Origin of the sequence: Planococcus sp. APC 3900, assembly GCF_030407735.1 — a bacterium.
Lineage (GTDB): Bacteria > Bacillota > Bacilli > Bacillales_A > Planococcaceae > Planococcus > Planococcus notacanthi.
The window spans coordinates 53,840-72,723 of record NZ_JASDCT010000004.1 but is presented as its reverse complement, the minus strand read 5'-3'; the positions used below and the strand labels follow the sequence as shown (position 1 = coordinate 72,723).

Here is an 18,884-nt window from a genome sequence, read left to right as displayed (position 1 = left end):
TCACTCCTCTTCAGCCTTCACGAGCCCGTATGCTTCCCGGTCTACAATCAGTGTAACATCGCTGTGCTTCCATAAAAATGAAGCCGGAAAATCTTTGCTGACGCGCCCTTCCAGAAAACGTTTGACTGCCTGTGCTTTCTTTTTGCCCGAAGCCAACAGGAGAACTTTTTCACTTTTTAAGATCGACTCGATGCCCATTGTAATGGCGTGCGTCGGCACTTCATCGCGGTCGCTGAAAAATCGCGCATTGCTGTTGCGCGTCGACTGTTCAAGCTTGACGCAATGAGTCCGGCTCGTTTCCGGCGTGCCTGGCTCATTAAAACCAATATGGCCGTTTGTCCCCATGCCAAGAATCTGCAGATGAGGCGGACCGAGTTCATCAATCAATGCTTCGTAACGGCGGCATTCTTCTTCGACCGGCAACGCTTTGCCGTTTGGAACGTAGGTATTTTTCAGCTGAATATCGATGGATTGAAACAATTTGTCATTCATAAAATGGCGATAACTGTTTGGGTGTTCACCAGACAGGCCACGGTATTCATCTAAATTGAACGTTTGGACATCCCGGTAGGAAATGCCGCGTTCCCGAACGCCTTCAATCAGCTTTTCATAAAGGCCGAGCGGAGTCGACCCAGTTGCAAGCCCCAGCACCGAACGGGGATTGTCCCGGATCTGTTGTTCCACCAATTGCGCCGCCTTGCTGCTCATCTCTTCGTAGTTTTCGACTCGTATCAGTTTCATCACAGTCACTCCTTCGTATAAGCGATTGTTCCTCGGCAAATGGTCAGTTGTACAGCGAAGCTGTCGTCAAGAATCGCCACATCCGCGTCTGACCCTTCCTGCAAACTGCCTTTATTCGTAAGGCCGAGTTCTTTTGCCGCATTGGCGGAAGTCATTGAAACCAGTTCGTTCAAACTGCAGCCCGTAATCGATTGGACGTTTTGGATAGCGGCATCCATCGTCAGGATGCTGCCCGCCAATGTACCGTCGGCAAGCCGCGCATCTTTCCGTGTGACTTGCACATCCTGCCCACCCAAATCGTAAACGCCTGGCGCCAGGCCTTTTGCACGCATCGCATCAGTGATGAGGATTAAGCGCTCTGCCCCTTTTTGGCGGAAAGCCAGTTCAACAGAAGTCGGATGGCTGTGAATAAAATCAGCAATCACTTCCACCGTCAGGTCTTTTTCTGTCAAAGCAGCGCCTACGACACCAGGATTGCGGTGATGGAATGGACTCATCTGGTTATAAAGATGAGTGACATGGCTCGCGCCTGCACGGACAGCTGCCTGCACTTCTTCAAGCGTTCCATCCGAATGGCCGATCGACGCAATCACGCCGTCCTCTGCCAGGCTCTTAATGAATGCCAATCCATTAGTTGTTTCGGGAGCAAGCGTCACCAGCCGGATTTGGTTCCCACTGAGTTTCTGCCATTTCTGGAACAATGGATAGGAAGGTTCCGCAATGTGTTCGACCGGCTGTGCCCCTGCCCGTTTATCGGAAATGAACGGCCCTTCCAAGTGGACACCCAGCATTTCAGCCTGGCCATCCTCTATCCGGAAGTCCCGAATATTTTTCAATGCAGCTGAAATGGCTTCATCTGATTGAGTCATTGTTGTCGCCAGAAAACTCGTCGTGCCTTCTTTCGGCAACACACCGGCCAATCCCTTTAATGCTTCAGGTGTGGCATCCATGGCGTCGTGCCCTGCTGCGCCGTGAATGTGGACGTCAATAAACCCGGGAAACGCTGTCCAGTTTTTGCCCGTTGCGTCTATATGAATATCCGCCTGTGCTTCAAGCTTTTCTGCGGCGCGGCTGATTTTCCCGTCTTTTAAGAGAAGATCTCCAACGTAACTTTCTTTTACCGCATCCGCTATGGTGATGCCGGAAATCAGTATGCTTTTGTTCATCTTGACCACTCCTTGCGAAAAACCAGGAAAATCGCGGTGGATGTTCCTGGTTTTTCTACTAGTATTATTCGACTTTCAGGATGGAAGCTGTTCCGTGCTCCTGGAAGCCTTCTTTCATGACAGTGACTTGTTGTTCAGTTAAGTTTGTGAAAATAATCGGTGTTGCGATTGAAGGCGCATTGGCTTTCAGGAATTCCAGATCAAGCTTCAACATTGCATCTCCGCGCTGCACAAGCTGTCCTTGCTCCACCAATGTTTCAAAACCTTCGCCTTTTAAGTTGACTGTATCAAGGCCCACATGAATCAGGATTTCAATTCCAGTATCTGTTTCAATGCCGATGGCGTGTTTAGTCGGGAATACACTGACCACACGTCCGTCAACCGGTGAATAGAGCGTATCTCCAGTTGGCAAGATGGCAAGACCTGGCCCCATCATGCCTTTTGCAAACACTTCATCCGGCACTTGTGACAACGGAATCAGTTCGCCTGTAATCGGCATTTCGAAATCTTCTGCGACAATCGCTTTCATTGCCGGTTCTTCAGCAGTTGTTTCTTCAATCACTTCTGCTTCGGATCCAGCTGCAGGAGCCGGATTGCCATTGGCCAAACGCGGCTTCATGGCGTCTGCCAGGAATTCAACCGCTGTGCCGATGACAACCTGGACATTGGTTTTATTGACTTTCATGACCCCCATTGCACCGTGGCGCTTAAGGTCTTTTTCGTTTACACGATCTGAATCTTTAACGGTCATGCGCAGGCGCGTCGTGCAATAATCAACGGCGACAATATTGTCTGTCCCGCCAAGCGCTTCAATTGTGTGGTAAGCTCTGGCGTCAACGGCTTTATTGCCAGTGCCTGCATTTTCTGCACCTTCTTCATCTTCGTCTTCACGGCCTGGTGTTTTCAGGTCCAGCTTAACGATCAGGAAGTAGAAGATGACAAAATAAATGGCTCCGACAACCAAGCCCATTACCAATAAAAGCAATGGATTCTGAGCGAGTCCATAATTCAGCACATAGTCAATCGCTCCAGCTGAAAAGCCGAAACCGTGGTGGATATCCAATGCATAGGCGACCATCATCGAGACACCTGTCAATAAAGCATGGACTACGTAAAGAATAGGCGATAGGAACATGAATGAGAATTCAATCGGTTCTGTGATTCCTGTTAAAAACGATGTAAAGGCGATACTGAAGAGCATGCCGCCAACAATGGCTTTGCGCTCTTTTTTAGCTGCCGCATACATGGCAAGACAAGCAGCCGGCAAACCGAACATCATGATCGGGAAGAATCCGGACAGGAATGGCCCTGCTGTTGGATCCCCTTTCAGGAAACGGTTGATTTCCCCACGGACTACTTCTCCGGAAGCATCTGTAAAAGTACCGAAATCAAACCAAACGATGGTGTTGATGACATGGTGCAATCCAGTCGGCAACAACAGGCGGTTCAAGAAACCGTATGCCCCGACACCGAACATGCCGGCATTTAAAATCCACTCGCCTGCACTGTCGATGCCTTCTTGGATCGGTGGCCATGCATAGCCGAGCACACCAGCCAGAATGGTCATGGTTGCTGCAGTGATGATCGGCACAAAGCGCCTGCCGCCAAAGAAGGCAAGCCATTGCGGAAACTTCACATTATAGAATTTATTATACAAAAGACCTCCGACAATACCGGACAAAATACCGGCAAAAACGCCCATATTGATCGACTCGTTGATTGTCACGATTGCGGAAGTCAATACGAGATAAGCGATGGCACCGGCCAAAGCCGCTCCACCATTTCCATCATGGGCAAGACCCATCGCAATCCCGATAGCAAAAATGATTGCCAGGTTATCGATGATTCCTGCGCCGGCTGCCGACATGAACGGAATGCCGAGCATATCTTCCTGCCCAAAGCGTAACAGCAACGCCGCCGCTGGCAGTGTAGCGATTGGGAACATCAACGATTTCCCTATTTTCTGCAGAAAACTGAACATAGAATTTCCTCCCTTTTATGTATTCTTAATTTTCACTATAGCTATTATCGGTATAGTTGTCTATACCAATTTTAATGATTTCGGAAATAAAGTAAGCGGTTTCTTTGAAGCCTACTAGGAGAAAAAGAGCTGGAATCCCAAGAAGATTCCAGCTCTTTTCCCGATTATTCAAATCCACTCTATCCGAAACTTCATTCCGCCTTTTATATAGGAAAGTAACGCCAGATCTTCATCAATGACTTTGCCGATGACGTTGACCTTGTCATCTGCAGGCAAGTCTCGCTTCGTAATTTGCAACTCGCCCCGGTAACGGCCATAACGCTCGTTGTCGACCGTAATGCTGCCTTTTTCTCTTGCAAGAGTGTTGTTCGGTTCGAGCAGATGTGTGCCGATCAAACCGTATTGGCGCGATTCCATGGAACGGATGCAGTCCCGCGCTGCGTCCCAGCGATTGGTTTGGACAGCCAGCGGTTCCACCTCCACGAGGGCTTGTGCCCGCAGCCGGATTTCTCCTTGATTGAACAAACTGAATTGCTCTAAGCTATCTTCGCTGAGTGTAATGTCGCCTACCAGGACTTTATCCACTTCGCCGTATTCCTTCAAATGCAAATAGGCTTGAAAAGGAGCCATGTCCCGGTGTTCTTCCAGAGTCGGCAGTCTTTTATGTAAAGGTCCGCGAAGAATTCCATCTCCCGGAATAAAAGCCATCACGGTCAATCCTTCACTTTTCAGCCAGCGATTGGTATGTACAAATTCCAGAAGGTCCAGACCTGTTTCCGGTCGCGGATAGAAATTATGCCACATTTCCACAGCATTTTTCTTCAAACCTGCAGCTTCCAACTCAGCTAGCCCTTCCTTTGTTAAGGTGCTGGCATTCAATGCGATTTTCATCTGATGGGAAAGTGCTGCGATTATTTCATTGTCTACTCCGTAATCGATCCGTAGCCCTGTCAGTCCCCACTCCAGCAACCCTTCTGCGTTATCCCAGCCAAATCCGAGATGAGCCAATGACTGCGGTGCAATGTCGGCCATCAGTTCCATATCAAACTGTCTTGCCCAGCGCCCTAATTGCTGCAGCCGTTCCTTGTAAAGCAATGGATTGTCCTCCGGAATATGCAGCGAAGTGAAAATCGATGCAAAACCGAGCTTGCTGACCTTTTCAATATAAATTTCCAATTTCTGAAACGACTCGTCCCCCAAATAAACTGAAATTCCACGCATACTGCCAACTCCTTTTCACTAGACTCATGCATTTTATTAAATAGAAAAAAGGGAGATTTCTCTCCCTTTCTTTTAAATCCCTTCTGCCATCTCTTCTTTAAATCCAAATAGATAAGTGAAGATAAAGCCGAAAATATATGAAACGACCAAACCAACGAAATACCAGAGATATTTGCTTTCGGCAATCAACGGGATCAACGAGATACCTGATACGCCTATTCCCAGCGCAGCTGTATGCATCACTGCCTGGAAAGCTCCACCAAATGCTGCTCCCATACAAGCCGTGATAAATGGACGCCCAAGCGGCAAGGTCACGCCGTAAAGAAGCGGTTCCCCGATGCCTAAGAAGCCAACAGGCAAAGCTCCTTTAATGATGTTTCTTAAGCGCTGATTTTTTGTTTTCATAAATACGGCAATCGTAGCGCCAACTTGTCCGGCTCCAGCCATCGCCAGAATCGGCAACAAAGCAGTCGCCCCTACCGTGTTCATCAACTCCAGGTGAATCGGCGTCAAACCATGGTGCAGGCCGAGCATAACAAGCGGAAGGAAGAATCCAGCCAGGATCCCTCCTGCCAATACTCCACCAACATCAAGTACAGACGTCAAAACAGTCATGATGCCGTCTGACAGGAGACCAGCGACCGGCACAACAGCATAAAGCGAGAAGAAGCCGACAACCAATAGCGTGATCAGTGGCGTAAACAGGATATCGACTGAGCTGTGCATCACTTTGCGGACGTTCTTCTCAACAAATGTCATCAACCAGGCAGCAAAAATTACGCCGAACAACCCGCCTCTTCCGACGACCAGCGGCTCTCCATAAATCACGATGTCGGCCAGCATTGGGTTGAATAGGATTCCTCCTGCAATGGCTCCGAGCACCGGCGTTCCGCCAAATTCTTTGGCTGTGTTCCAGCCGACCAAAATAGCCAAATAAGCGAATACTGTACTTCCAAGCAGCAATAAAATCTGCATCCAGGTTTCAGTAGCATCCACTCCAGCATTTTTAGCGAAGTTGGCTGCTCCGTTGATAATTCCTGAAGCCACCAGGCCTGGAATCAGCGGGATAAAGATATTCCCGACACGACGCAGGAAAAGCTTGAATGGTGTCTTGTTCTTTTCTTTCAGCTTGGCTTTTTTCAAAGCGGCTTTTTCTTCAAAGTCCATATCGTTTTCATCGATATCAGCCATTTCGCCAATCGCCAAGCCAGTTTCATTGCTCATTTCAGCAGCAACTTTATTGACTGTTCCCGGCCCTACAACGATTTGAAGTGTATCGTCTTCAATGACGCCCATCACGCCATCAACACGTTTCAATTCATTTAGATTTACGAGGCTGTCATCTTTAATCGATAAACGCAAGCGTGTCATACAATGTGCTACTTGATTGACATTCCCTTTTCCACCGATTTTGGCAAGAATGTCATGTGCCATTTGTTGTTCTTTTTTCATACTGCCCCTCCGCTCCCCCAAATGTTATAAAGTCTTTCGAATAAATCCACCGGCCGTTTCCAGTTTTTCGATGGCCTGCTCTTTCGTGCAATCCAGCAGACTCATGACGATCGCCGTTTTTACTTGCCCGTCCGCTTTGTCGTAATAATGCTGAGCCGAATCGTAATCGATTTGAGCAGCATCCATGATGATGCGTTTCGAACGCTCAATCAATTTTTCATTGGTGGCCTGAACATCCACCATCAGATTGCCGTACACTTTGCCGATGCCGATCATAGCAGCTGTTGAAACCATATTCAAAACCAGCTTCTGGGCAGTACCGGCTTTCAACCGGGTTGAACCCGTCAATACTTCGGCTCCTGTTTCAATTTCGATTGCCGTGTCTGCATAGTCACTGATCTCGGCACCTTTATTGCACGACATGGCAACCGTTTCTGCACCGACTTGCTTAGCATATTGAAGAGCTCCGATTACATAAGGTGTCCGTCCGCTAGCCGCAATTCCCACCACCGTATCTTCAGCCGCCAAAGAAACCGCTTTCAAATCTGCCATACCCTGTTCCGGATTGTCTTCTACACCTTCAATTGCCGTCTTGATCGCTTCTGTGCCACCGGCAATGATCCCAATAACCTGCTCCGGTGAAACTCCGAAAGTCGGGACACATTCGACTGCATCCAAAATCCCTAAGCGGCCACTCGTTCCAGCGCCGATATAAATCAATCGTCCACCGGCTTTAAAAGAACGGATTGCTTTTTGGACAGCTTTTTCAATCGCTGCCAATTCCATTTCAATGGCTTTTGGTACGAGACGATCCTCTTGGTTCATTGTCTTCAGTATTTCCAGCACTGACATTTCATCCATCTTCATGGTGTTGGTATTGCGTTTCTCTGTGGATAAATTCTCCAGCATCGGATCACCTCTTTTACTTTTATTTCTTGTTTTCATTTTATCCTCAAGAAATTTAATGTCAATATAAATTAATTAAATAATGAATTTTAATTTCATAACTCTCATGAAAAAAAGAGCCTTATTAACGGCTCTTCATCTTCGCAGATTTTCCATTTCACTGCGCGCATCGTAATATTGCTGCAAAACCTTTTCTCCAATCTGTTGGAAAATGCTCATGTACAGCGTGTCGATGACCGTCAATTGAGTCATCCGGGAAGGAATGCTGCCAATGCGGAAATCCTGTTCCACATTCGGCGTGCATAGCCGGATATCTGCTTCTTTGTACAATGGCGATTTGCTCAGCGTGGTGATGGCAATAGCCGTTGCTCCTTTTTTCTGGGCAAAACGTGTAAGTTCCAGTACATCTTTCGTTTTTCCAGAAGTACTGATGGCGACAAAGACGTCTTTTTCCGTTAAGTGCGGAATGACCGACAGCATGTAATGAAAATCAAGTGAGGTAATCGAATGATAGCCCAGTTTGGTGAATTTGTACTGGGCATCCACTGCAGCAGTCGAAGAACCCCCAACTCCGAAAAAGACAATTTTCCCAGCATGTTGAATCGCTTCAACCGCTTTTGCCAATTCTTTTCGGTCCATCGAGTCTGCACATGATTCAATCGCAGATTTATTGACGTAAATGATTTTATGGAAGAGATCGTAAGGAGAGTCTTTCTTAGTCAAAGCCGAAAAATCCGTGAGATTGCTATCCGTCAAGGTCAAGTCTTTCATCAGCGCCAGCTTAAAGGATTTAAAGCTGCCAATGCCGATCGATTTACAGAAGCGGATAATCGTTGCTTCACTGACACTTGATTTTTCAGAGAGTTCTTTTATCGTCATATGTGGGACAGCTTCTGGATTTTCAAGAACATACTCACCGATCCGTCCCTCTGCATCAGATAACTGGGGCAGTACTTCTTTTATTTTCTGCATCAAAGAAGTCATCTTTGAACCTCCTGTAATTCTGCTTTCGAGATTTACTGATTGCCTATCCAAATCCCAAAGCAGTGCGTAAAGATTTTTCATTCAACTTATCTAGCATACATGAAAGTCCTGCAGATGTTGAGTCACTTCTCCCAATGAAGTATATGTCTGCGTAAGTTGCTGCTTTATTCCATTTATCTTGAAAAAACCGGACAACAGAAGTCCTGTTGTCCGGCTGGGATATAAAGTTACGAGGCAGCGGCTGCCGTATTTTCTTTTTTGCTCTTCAGGAAATTGATGACGAAAATCCCTAATACAATAGCCAAGCCGATGATATCCGTCAAGGTTTCGGGGACAATCAGCATCAACGCTCCCGCCCCGAGAACGATGCGGAACAGCACATTGAGCTTTGTCTGGAAATAGCCTTCTGCAGCTGCACTTAAACCAATGATGCCGATTATAGCGGTGATGGTGATCATCACGATTTCCAGTATCGGCGGCAAGGCAAACTCGGTGGCGTTGACCGCAATGCCGGTCGTATCGATCATCAGCATGGCTGGGTTATAGACGAACAGGTACGGGATAATGAATCCCGCAATCGACAAACGCAGCGCGTTTAAACCGGTCCGCATCGGATCGCCTCCGGATATCCCCGCACCGGCAAATGCGGCGAGTGCGACCGGTGGTGTAATGTTGGCAAAAATTCCGAAGTAGAATACGAACAAATGCGCAACCAGTACCGGAATGCCGAATTCAGCAAGTGCCGGCGCTGTCATGGTAGCCGTGATGATATAGGCCGGGATGGACGGCAAGCCCATTCCCAAAACAATAGAGGCAAGCATTGTCAGGAACAAGGTCCAGAACAACGACCCTGCGCCAAAGCTTGTAATCGCTGACGTCATAACCGTACCAAAACTGGTCAGGCTGACGACACCGATGATGATGCCGACGACCGCACAGGCGATCATGACAGACAAGGATTGCCGTGCGCCATTTTCCAGCGCTTCGAGTATATCCTTAAAGCCCATGCGCGTCGATTTTCTGAACGCAGCCACGATGACCGTCAGCACGATGGTATAGAATGCCGCATAGGCAATCGGCATTCCCGTATAAAGCATGAAGATCAAGCCCACAATCGGCAACAGCAAATGGCCTTTTTCTTTCAGCACTTCTTTGGTTCTTGGCAAATCCGCTTTCGGAATGCCTTTCAGGTTTTCTTTGCCGGCACGGAAATGCACCTGCATGATGACGCCCAGAAAGTACAGCACTGCCGGCAGTAAAGCTGCAAGCGCAATCGTTCCGTAGGAGATGCCCGTGGTTTCAGCCATGATAAAGGCACTCGCCCCCATGATCGGCGGCAAAATTTGCCCGCCCACAGAGGCACTCGCTTCTACGGCGCCGGCAAAGTTTTTATTGTAGCCGATTTTTTTCATCAAGGGGATGGTGAACGCACCGGTTCCCACAACGTTGGCAATCGCCGAACCGTTGATGCTGCCCATGAACCCACTGGAAATAACCGCGACTTTGGCAGGTCCGCCTTGCCTGCTGCCGGCTAAAGCCATAGCTAGGTCATTGAACAATTGGCCCATCCCCGATTTGGCGAGAAACGCACCAAACAGGATGAACAGGAAGATGAATTGCAGGGAAGCCGAAATGGCCGTCGAATAAAGACCTTCCGTCTTCAAATAGAGTTGCCCAAAAATATCGCCAAGGTCGAATGGCCTCGTCATCAGCATGTTTGGCATCCAAACGAAATGGCTGATGAATGGGTAGGCCAGGAACACCAACGCCAAAATCGGCAGGATGATGCCGGTTACGCGCCGTGCTGCTTCAAGGACCAGCACAACCGTCAGAACCGCAAAAATGATATCCAACGTATTCGGGATTCCTCCGCGCGTGGTCATGATATCGTTGTATTCGTATATCAAATAACCCGCGGTCCCCAAACTGAAGATAAATAAAATCCAGTCATAGAAAGGGATTTTCGTGCGATCCTGCTTTTTGAAAGTTGGATAGACAAGGAAAATCAAGCCCATCCCGACAGCTACGTGGATCGACCGCGCCTGAAGGGCAGGCATCGGATTGAAGGTCACATAGAGATGATAAATCGAATAAGCGATGGCGATCGCTGCTATCAGAAAAACCAGCTTCCGATTTTTCAGTTTGCGGACTTTGGCATCTGTATCGTATTTCTCCAGCACTTCCTGGCTGAGGGTTTTGTCTTCTTCATGGGCAGAAACGCTTTCAACATCCAAATCCCGGTTGTCTTTTGTCATAGTTTATTCCCCCTCATATAATCCCACAGATCAATAAATTCAATCGTGATCGTCACCATCTCGTAATCTTCCGTATAGTCATATAATGGAATTTCCTTGTTGGCGGTTTTTATCGTTGTTTGTGCATTTTGTGAGACCGTCAAATTCATTTCTTTGAAGAGCCGTCCGATTTCCATATGGACATAGCCATCTTTTGACGGGATGATTTTTCCATCTGAAGGGACACCTGCGCCGTAAGTTTTAAACTTCGTTTCTGCCAGCAACAGGCTGTCGCCGTCCCGCTCATAAAACTCCAGCCACTGTTCTTTTTCCACTGAATGGATCCATTGCAAGGTAAAATCCGTTTCTTTCAAATAATAGCGTTCCCCGCCAAAGTTGAATTGTACGACAGGGATCCGCCACAACAGGAAAAAAAGGAGCATAATCACACATGCTCCTCCCGCCAATACTTTATTGTTCATCGTAGTAACGCTGTGCCCCTGGATGCAACGGTGCCACCAAGCCTTCCTGTGCAGCTTCCAATGTAATATCGGCGGCTGCCTGGTGAGAATTCTCGAGCGTGTCCAGATTTTCGAAGAAGGTTTTGGTCAATTCGTAGACATCGTCTTCGCTCATATCCGAGTGGACCACCAATGCGTTCATGATTGCTGCAGTCGGAACAGGTTCTTCATTTCCGTAAGTATCTGCTGGAATCTCAAGTGCAATAAAGTAGGACTGGTCTTCCGCTACCCGCTCTACATCTTCAGGAGCGATGGAAACCATGCGGATGTCCAGTGTTTCAGAAAGCTCCAGCAGTGATGCATTCGGCAGGCCGCTTGTCAGGAAGGCCGCGTCGATCTGTCCGGCACGCAAGCCGTCAGCCGCTTCCGCATACCCCAGATAATCCACTTGAATGTCATCGTAGGTGATGCCGTAGCCTTCAAGCAGCGTACGCGCGTTCACTTCCACTCCCGAGTTCTGATCGCCCACTGCAATTCGCTTGCCGCGCAGGTCCTCGAAAGTTTCAATACCTGAATCCGCTGTGGTGACGATTTGCACATAGTTAGGATACAAAGCAGCGATTTGGCTGATTTTATCTGTCGGCTCTGTAAAGCCTTCAGTTCCTTCCACCGCTTGGCTGACCACGTCACTCATCGTAAATGCCATTTCGATTTTGTCTTCTTTGATCAAGTTGACGTTCTCCACAGAGGCCCCGGTTGTTTGGGTTCTCGAGTTGACGCCGTACTGTGAACTGTAGGTTTCAGCCAGCGTTGATCCAATGATGTTATAGGGCCCGGATGCTCCACCAGTAGCAATGGTGACAATATTCGCTTCCAATCCAGCAGTGTCCCCACCGCCTTCTTCCGGATTCGTCGTCGTATTGTCTTCTCCACAAGCTGCCAAGACCATGCTTCCGGCAATGACTAAAGAAAATGCACTTGCCTTCGTTTTCTTCATCTCTCTACCCCCTTGTTTTTTTTAATTATACCGATATTCTGTATGGATTCATAGGAAGTATTCACTTTTTTCTGATTATACTAACTACTAAAAGACTGCAACTACGGATGCTCTTTTCAAAACTTTAAAGAAAGGGTTGTATTAGTGGATAATTTTCATTGACAGTTTCTTCAAACAGGCATAGAGTAGGCTCATATTTCAGTTCTCTCGATGAAGGAAGGGTCTCGTATGCGTTCCTGGAAAAAGAAGCGGATCGCCGTTTCTCCCCCGGTGGTGATTTCCGGAAGCTTTTTGTTGTTGATCTTGGCAGGTACAATTTTGTTGAAGATGCCGTTCGCGACTACACGGCCAATTTCCTGGACCGATGCTTTTTTCACTGCTACTTCGGCCACGACAGTGACTGGACTCAGCGTCTTTGATCCAGGCACGGTACTTACAGGATTTGGGGAGCTGGTCCTTCTTGTGATGATTCAATGCGGAGGCATCGGATTGATGACATTCGCGGTTGCCATCCTCATTCTGTTCCGTAAGAAAATTGGGCTCCAAAACCGGATTTACGTCCAGGAATCACTGTCGCAAAGTACTATTGGCGGCATCGTCAAGCTTGTTAAACTGATTCTCACTTTTGCTTTATCTGTAGAAGCGGTTGCCATCATACTGCTGACCCTCTACTGGATACCGGAATTCGGCTTTAAAGATGCACTCCATTACAGTGTCTTCCATGTCATTTCCGCGTTCAATAACGCCGGGTTCTCCTTGTTTCCTGATAACTTGATGAGTTTTACCGGAGATCCGCTTGTGAACCTATTAATCTCTGCGTTATTTATCGTAGGGGGCATCGGGTTCACCGTTGTCATCGATGTCTATCAAAAAAAAGCAGTTCGCCAATGGGCATTGCATACCAAACTGATGGTCAGCGGCACTTTAATTTTAAATGCGATTGGCATGATCGTCATTTTCGCTTTGGAATATGGCAACCCGGGCACTCTCGGGCATATGTCCTTGCCGGATAAGTTATGGGCTTCCTATTTCAGTGCAGTAACTCCGCGTACTGCAGGATTCAATACGCTGAACTACGGAAATTTTGAAGATCCAACTCTGCTGTTCACCATGCTGTTGATGTTCATCGGCGGCGGCAGCGCTTCGACGGCTTCCGGCATCAAGTTGACCACATTTGTCGTTGTCATCCTGGCAGCTGTTGCGTTTTTGCGTTCACAACGCGAACCTGAGATTTTTGGAAGATCCATCCGGCTGGAAGCGATATTGCGTTCACTCGCCATCACCACAATCAGTGTATTGCTGGTAATCTTCTTCCTGTTTTTATTGGCTGTGACGGAGAAAATTCCGTTCCTGCCTTTGGCATTTGAAGTGGTTTCCGCTTTTGGAACGGTCGGCTTGTCGATGGGCATTACCGGTGATTTAAGTCCTCTTGGCGAAATCCTGTTGAGCCTGGTGATGTTCACCGGCCGTGTCGGGCCGTTGACTTTGTTCTTTATCTTAATGAAACCGCGCAATGAACATTACCGATATCCTTACGATTCGGTATATACCGGTTGAAAATAAAAAAGTGCAGCATCCCAAAAATCTGGATGCTGCACTTTTTTCGATTCCTTACATGAACAAACTCAACAGAAGAACAACGCCAAGACCGACAACAGATGTCGTCAACAGCAAAAGCCCCCATGTTTGGAATGTTTCTTTGATGGATAAGTTGAAGTACTCTTTGAACAACCAGAATGACGCATCATTGACATGTGTAATCGTGTTGCTGCCCGCTGCAGTCGCCAGTACCATCAGCACAGGGTTGACGTCGAATGTCGGGATCAATGGCCCCACGATTCCTGCTGCTGTGATGGCGGAAACGACGCCCGTACCCGTTGCGATTCTAAGCATGGCAGTAATGACCCACGCCATGATCAGCGGTGAGACGCTGGTGTTCTGCATCAGTACAGCGATATAATCGCCGACGCCGGAATCCAGGATGATTTGTTTAAAGGCACCACCTGCACCAACAATCAAAATAATCATCGAAATACTTTGGATGGCGCTGCCGAATGAATCCATGACTTCGTGCATTTTCTTGCCACGACGCAGTCCGAAGACATAAATAGCAACCAAAACAGCCAGCAGCATGCTGATTTCAGCTGTACCGAAGAAGTTGATGATTTCGTGGAACGTCGTCCCTTCTTCAACGAAAATATTGAAAACGGTTGTACTGGTGATGATGATTGCCGGCAACAGTGGTACAAGGATGCTAATTGCGAATCCTGGCATTTCATCTTCTTTAAATTCTTTCGGCTTTTTTAAAAGAGGCGGTACCGGTTTTTCCATATTGCCGAGCAGACGAGGCAGGATAATCCCCGCAGCAATGACGGCTGGAATAAAGACCACGACCCCCAATATATAGACCATTCCCATATCCGCGCCGTATGCTGCAACCAACGCAGTTGGCCCAGGTTGTGGCGGAAACAGACTATGTGCCAAAGTCGCCGCTGCAACCATTGTTATTCCAAGGCGCATGTAGGAAACTTTTGCTTCAATAGCAATACTGATGACCAAAGGCGCCAAAATGATGAAAGCCACTTCGTAGAAAACAGAGATTCCGAAAATCCCACCGACGATGATGATTGCCCATTCAATATTTTTAACACCGAACTTTCTTAACAAAGTTGAAGCAACTTGTTGCGCAGCTCCAGAGTCGACCATCAGCTTACCGAGTACAGCACCTAATCCAATAATCAACGCGAGGCTTCCAAGCGTGCTTCCGAAACCGGCTTTAACAGATTCGACTACATCGTTCAGGCTTAAGCCATTCAGAATCCCGACGATGATCGCTACAATCAATAAAGACAGGAAACTGTTTAATTTCACTTTCATATTCAAGAACAATAACAAGGCTACGCCCAGTGCCACCCAAATAATCGGCAGCGATTCTATAATCCATTCCATATTCTTTCCTCCGTTAAAACCTATCCAACTCTTATGCCGCATCGACTCTGGTAGATGGTTGATTTATTTTTCCAAAATTTGCAATCGCTTTCAACGAACTTTAGAAGAGACCCGCGCGGAAAATGCACGGGCATATTTTTATACACCGGAATAAGCCATGAAACCACCATCTACTGCCATCGTAGTTCCAGTGACGAAAGAAGAATAGGATTCATCCGCCAAGAACAATAAGGCTCCGAGCAGGTTTTCCGGCTCACCAAATTTATTCATCGGTGTCGCTTCCAGTATTTTTTTCGTGCGGGCCGTCGGATTGCCGTCTTTGTCCATCAACAAATCGCGGTTCTGTGTTGTCAGGAAAAAGCCGGGCGCAATCGAGTTGACACGCAAACCAGTTTCAGCAAAATGAACGGCCATCCATTGCGTGAAGTTGTTAATCGATGCTTTTGCCGCACTGTAAGCTGGAATTTTTGTCAGCGGTGCATATGAGCTCATCGAAGATAAATTAATGATGGCCGGTGCTTCGCTTTTCAGCAATTCCTTGCCGAACACCTGACACGCCAAGAATGTACCAGTGAAATTCAATGAGAATACAGAAGAAAAGCCGGCTGCATCCAAATCGAAGAATGATTGCCCAACCGATTCTTCTGTATAACTTTCAGGTCCCGTGATAGCATCTGGGTGATTGCCGCCCGCACCGTTGACCAGCAAATCAATGCGCCCGAATTTTTCAAGAATCTGCTGTTTCGCTAGTTCCAATGAAGCCCGGTCCAATACATCCGCTGGAAGCGCAAGGGCTTCCCCGCCTGCTTCTTTGATAGCAATTGCGATGCTTTTGCCTTTTTCGGCAGTACGATTAAGAATGGCTACTTTCATTCCTTGACGCGCCAGTTCTTTCGCCATTTCTGAACAAAGGACTCCGCTGCCTCCAGTGATTACCGCTACACGGCCTTTCAGGTTTTCATGAATTGGAATCATTCTGCACCTTCTTTTCCAGCTGCTTCATAAGCATCCCATAATCCAAGCAAATACATGATGCCGAGTGCACGGTCATACAAACCGTAACCCGGTCTGCATACTTCACCCCAGATATGGCGGCCATGATCCGGCCGTATGTAACCTCTGTAGTCTTGTGCATGCAATTCCTTGACGACGCCTTTTACATCAATCGAACCATCTTGTGTGTAATGGGACGTTTCTGTGAAATCGCCATTGTCGTAAATTTTGACGTTGCGGATATGCGCGAATGGCGAACGGCTGGCATATTTTTTAGCCACTTGAACCATATCATTCTGCGGGCTTGCCCCCATCGAGCCGGTGCACATAGTAAATGCGTTGGACGGCGAATCGGAAATCTCGATAAGTTTTTCGTAGCTTTCTTCCCCAGTGATGATGCGCGGCAATCCGAAAATCGAGTATGGCGGATCATCGGGGTGAATGGCCATGCTGATGCCTGCTTCTTCAGCAACCGGCAGGATTTCTTTCAGAAAGAATTCCAAGTTACTCCACAATTTTGCTTCGTCCACTTCTTTATAAGCCTCAAACAATTCAGTGATGCGTTCAAGTTTTTCCGGCTCCCAACCAGGAAGCGTCAAATCCGAAGCTTCGCTGACCGTACGGATCAATTCCTGTGGGTCCATCTGTTCTACTTTTGATTTTTCAAAGAACAAAGCTGTCGACCCGTCATCCAATGGATGGAACATTTCGGTCCGTGTCCAGTCGAAGATCGGCATGAAATTATAGCAGATGACTTTGACGCCCACTTCCGCCAGGTTGCGAATGGATTCCTTATAATTTTCGATGTATTGATCGCGTTCTGCGTTACCAAGTTTAATGGATTCGTGAACATTGACGCTTTCAACGACGTCCGCATGAAAACCGTGTGATTCAATATAGGCCACTTCTTTTTGGATTTCTTCTTTTCCCCAAATTTCACCGGCTGGTTTGTCATGAAGTGCCCAGACGATTCCTTTAACGCCCGGAATTTGTTTGATGTGTTCAAGTGTTACCGTGTCATTGCCTTGTCCGTACCAACGAAATGTCATATTCATCGTCATCACTCCTTCTACTCTGCAGTTTTCTGCAAGTATTTTCGGCTCAGTTCCACTGCTCCATCAAAACCGTCTGCTGCATAAGCTTTATTCAAATCGCTGGCAATCCCTACGGCTACTGCGCCGGCTGCCAGCCAATCTTGAATGTTTTCCAAATTGACGCCGCCAGTCGGCATAATGCGCACATGCGGCAACGGTCCGTTGACTGATTTGATAAATGAAGGATCGAAATTATTTGCCGGAAACAATTTGATGATGTCGCTTCCTGATTCCAATGCTTTAACCATTTCACGGATTGTCATACAACCTGGCAGGTAAGGAATGCCGTAGCGATTGCATATCGGCGCAATGTCCTCACTAAAAGACGGGCTGACAATAAACTTCGCACCAGCCAAAATGGCATGGCGTGCTGTTTCCGGGTCCAGTACGGAACCTGCGCCGAGCAGGACATCTTCATTTTCCAGCGCTTCAAATACCCGCTGCACATGCGGCGTTGTATACGTCAGCTCAATTGCGCGGATACCGCCTTGTACCGCTGCTTTCGATAATTCAACCGCTTCTTCTGCGCTATTGCTGCGGATAACCGCCACCACTTTCGTTTCAGACAATTGGGATAGAATATCATGTTTTAACATCATTAATTTCCTCCTTCAGGTTAACGTTCAATTACGGTTTCTTTGCGGATCAATGACTGCACTTCCTTCAGATAAGGCAACCCTTCATTATCTCCTGAGACAGTTGTCACCAACGCACCGACGCCATTGGCGAATTCCAGTGACTCTTCAGGAGAGTAACCGTGCAGCACCGAGTAAATATATCCGGCATCAAAACCGTCACCTGCTCCTACCGTATCGATTGGGGTGACACGGAACGCTTCTTTTTCGTGCCACTTACCATCCATAAAGACACGTGCACCATTGCCGCCGTCTTTGATGACCATTTGACTGATGGAAAAGTCTGCTGCGCATTGTTCCAGCGCTCCTCTAGAAGCATCTCCGATAATCAATTCAATTTCATCCAGTCCTGTCAACAAAATATCCACTGAAGGCAAAATTTCCATATACGCGGCTTTCGCCTGTTCGATGGTCCAAAGTTTTAAGCGGATGTTTGGATCAAATGAAACACGGATATCCAACTGTTCAGCAATTTCAAGAACCCGTTTGGCAATCGCCAGGTTTTTCGGGTCGATCGCCAGAAATACACCCGTCAGATGAATGATATCGATGCCTTCAAACATCGCCTCTGCAATGTCATTCGGTTCCATTGTCAAAATCGGAGACTGGTAGCGGTAGTAGAAGGTTTTGCCTGAGCCGTCTTCCCGGATTTCCTTAAAGTTCAATGAAGTCGGATACCCTTCTACAAACTCCACATCTGCCATGTCCACGCCTTCGCCACGCGCAAAGTTATAAATGACACGGCCGAATTCATCGCCGCCAAGGCGGCTAGCCCATTTGGAATGCAAACCTAAGCGTGCGCATCCGATTGCAAAATTCAATTCTGCTCCTCCGACTTTTCTTGTGAAATTCGGAACGTAGCGTAATGGGCCCGTTTCTGACGGATTGAAGGTGATTAATGCATCGCCCAGCGTAAAAACACTATAGATATCAGACAAATTGGTTGCTCCTTCCAATATATAAGCAGTTTTATATTTTCATTATCAATAATTAAACTATTACTAAATCGGTTTACTAAACCGGTTTAGTAATAGTTTAAATGAAAGTGCTTTCAAAATCAACCAAGTCAG

The 18,884-nt window shown here is 47.4% G+C and carries 16 protein-coding genes; 1 reads left to right on the top strand and 15 read right to left on the bottom strand.

The annotated features are described in order from the left end of the window. From nagB to QMA04_RS09380, 10 genes are all read right to left on the bottom strand, one after another. Positions 1-741 (bottom strand): glucosamine-6-phosphate deaminase, encoded by a 741-nt coding sequence (gene nagB / locus QMA04_RS09425; protein ID WP_290185360.1) that lies wholly within the window; start codon positions 739-741, stop codon positions 1-3. Between the two features lie 5 nt (positions 742-746). Next, positions 747-1,907, bottom strand: coding sequence for an N-acetylglucosamine-6-phosphate deacetylase (gene nagA / locus QMA04_RS09420; protein WP_290185359.1), 1,161 nt, complete (start codon positions 1,905-1,907; stop codon positions 747-749). A gap of 64 nt (positions 1,908-1,971) precedes the next feature. Then, positions 1,972-3,888: an N-acetylglucosamine-specific PTS transporter subunit IIBC gene (nagE, locus tag QMA04_RS09415; protein ID WP_290185358.1), complete on the bottom strand. Its 1,917-nt coding sequence runs from the start codon at positions 3,886-3,888 to the stop codon at positions 1,972-1,974. 168 nt (positions 3,889-4,056) lie between these two features. Then, a complete protein-coding gene (locus tag QMA04_RS09410; protein WP_191716393.1) occupies positions 4,057-5,109 on the bottom strand; it encodes a DUF871 domain-containing protein in 1,053 nt (350 codons plus the stop codon). A 72-nt stretch (positions 5,110-5,181) separates the two neighbouring features. After that, positions 5,182-6,561: a PTS transporter subunit EIIC gene (locus QMA04_RS09405; protein WP_191716394.1), complete on the bottom strand. Its 1,380-nt coding sequence runs from the start codon at positions 6,559-6,561 to the stop codon at positions 5,182-5,184. A gap of 24 nt (positions 6,562-6,585) precedes the next feature. Beyond that, positions 6,586-7,470 carry an N-acetylmuramic acid 6-phosphate etherase gene (gene murQ / locus QMA04_RS09400; protein WP_191716395.1) on the bottom strand — a complete coding sequence of 295 codons (885 nt, stop codon included), beginning with the start codon at positions 7,468-7,470 and terminating at the stop codon, positions 6,586-6,588. A 132-nt stretch (positions 7,471-7,602) separates the two neighbouring features. Beyond that, entirely contained in the window at positions 7,603-8,451 is an 849-nt protein-coding gene (locus tag QMA04_RS09395; protein ID WP_290185354.1) for a MurR/RpiR family transcriptional regulator, read from the bottom strand. Positions 8,452-8,678: 227 nt separating this feature from the next. Further along, positions 8,679-10,706: a TRAP transporter permease gene (locus QMA04_RS09390; protein WP_191716397.1), complete on the bottom strand. Its 2,028-nt coding sequence runs from the start codon at positions 10,704-10,706 to the stop codon at positions 8,679-8,681. Beyond that, positions 10,703-11,128: a DUF1850 domain-containing protein gene (locus QMA04_RS09385; RefSeq protein WP_225218612.1), complete on the bottom strand. Its 426-nt coding sequence runs from the start codon at positions 11,126-11,128 to the stop codon at positions 10,703-10,705. Before QMA04_RS09385 ends, QMA04_RS09390 begins: the two co-directional genes overlap by 4 nt. A 28-nt stretch (positions 11,129-11,156) precedes the next feature. Continuing rightward, complete coding sequence (locus tag QMA04_RS09380) at positions 11,157-12,143, bottom strand: TAXI family TRAP transporter solute-binding subunit (protein ID WP_191716399.1); 987 nt, start codon at positions 12,141-12,143, stop codon at positions 11,157-11,159. A 228-nt stretch (positions 12,144-12,371) separates the two neighbouring features. Here QMA04_RS09380 and QMA04_RS09375 point away from each other — a divergent pair, with 228 nt between their 5' ends. After that, the gene (locus QMA04_RS09375; RefSeq protein WP_290185353.1) at positions 12,372-13,700 is read left to right on the top strand and encodes a TrkH family potassium uptake protein; all 1,329 of its coding nucleotides are present in this window, start codon (positions 12,372-12,374) and stop codon (positions 13,698-13,700) included. 54 nt (positions 13,701-13,754) lie between these two features. Here the strand turns inward: QMA04_RS09375 and QMA04_RS09370 are convergent, their stop codons facing one another. The 5 genes from QMA04_RS09370 to QMA04_RS09350 form a co-directional block, all read right to left on the bottom strand. Continuing rightward, positions 13,755-15,092, bottom strand: coding sequence for a gluconate:H+ symporter (locus QMA04_RS09370; RefSeq protein WP_290185352.1), 1,338 nt, complete (start codon positions 15,090-15,092; stop codon positions 13,755-13,757). 138 nt (positions 15,093-15,230) lie between these two features. Further along, the gene (locus QMA04_RS09365; RefSeq protein ID WP_290185351.1) at positions 15,231-16,067 is read right to left on the bottom strand and encodes an SDR family oxidoreductase; all 837 of its coding nucleotides are present in this window, start codon (positions 16,065-16,067) and stop codon (positions 15,231-15,233) included. After that, positions 16,064-17,140: a mannonate dehydratase gene (uxuA, locus tag QMA04_RS09360; protein WP_290185349.1), complete on the bottom strand. Its 1,077-nt coding sequence runs from the start codon at positions 17,138-17,140 to the stop codon at positions 16,064-16,066. The genes QMA04_RS09365 and uxuA overlap by 4 nt, the downstream gene beginning before the upstream one ends. 14 nt (positions 17,141-17,154) lie before the next feature. After that, entirely contained in the window at positions 17,155-17,778 is a 624-nt protein-coding gene (locus QMA04_RS09355) for a bifunctional 2-keto-4-hydroxyglutarate aldolase/2-keto-3-deoxy-6-phosphogluconate aldolase (RefSeq protein ID WP_290185347.1), read from the bottom strand. 17 nt (positions 17,779-17,795) lie between these two features. Then, positions 17,796-18,752, bottom strand: a complete 957-nt coding sequence (locus QMA04_RS09350) for a sugar kinase (protein WP_290185345.1) — start codon at positions 18,750-18,752, stop codon at positions 17,796-17,798. Positions 18,753-18,884: the final 132 nt, after the last annotated feature.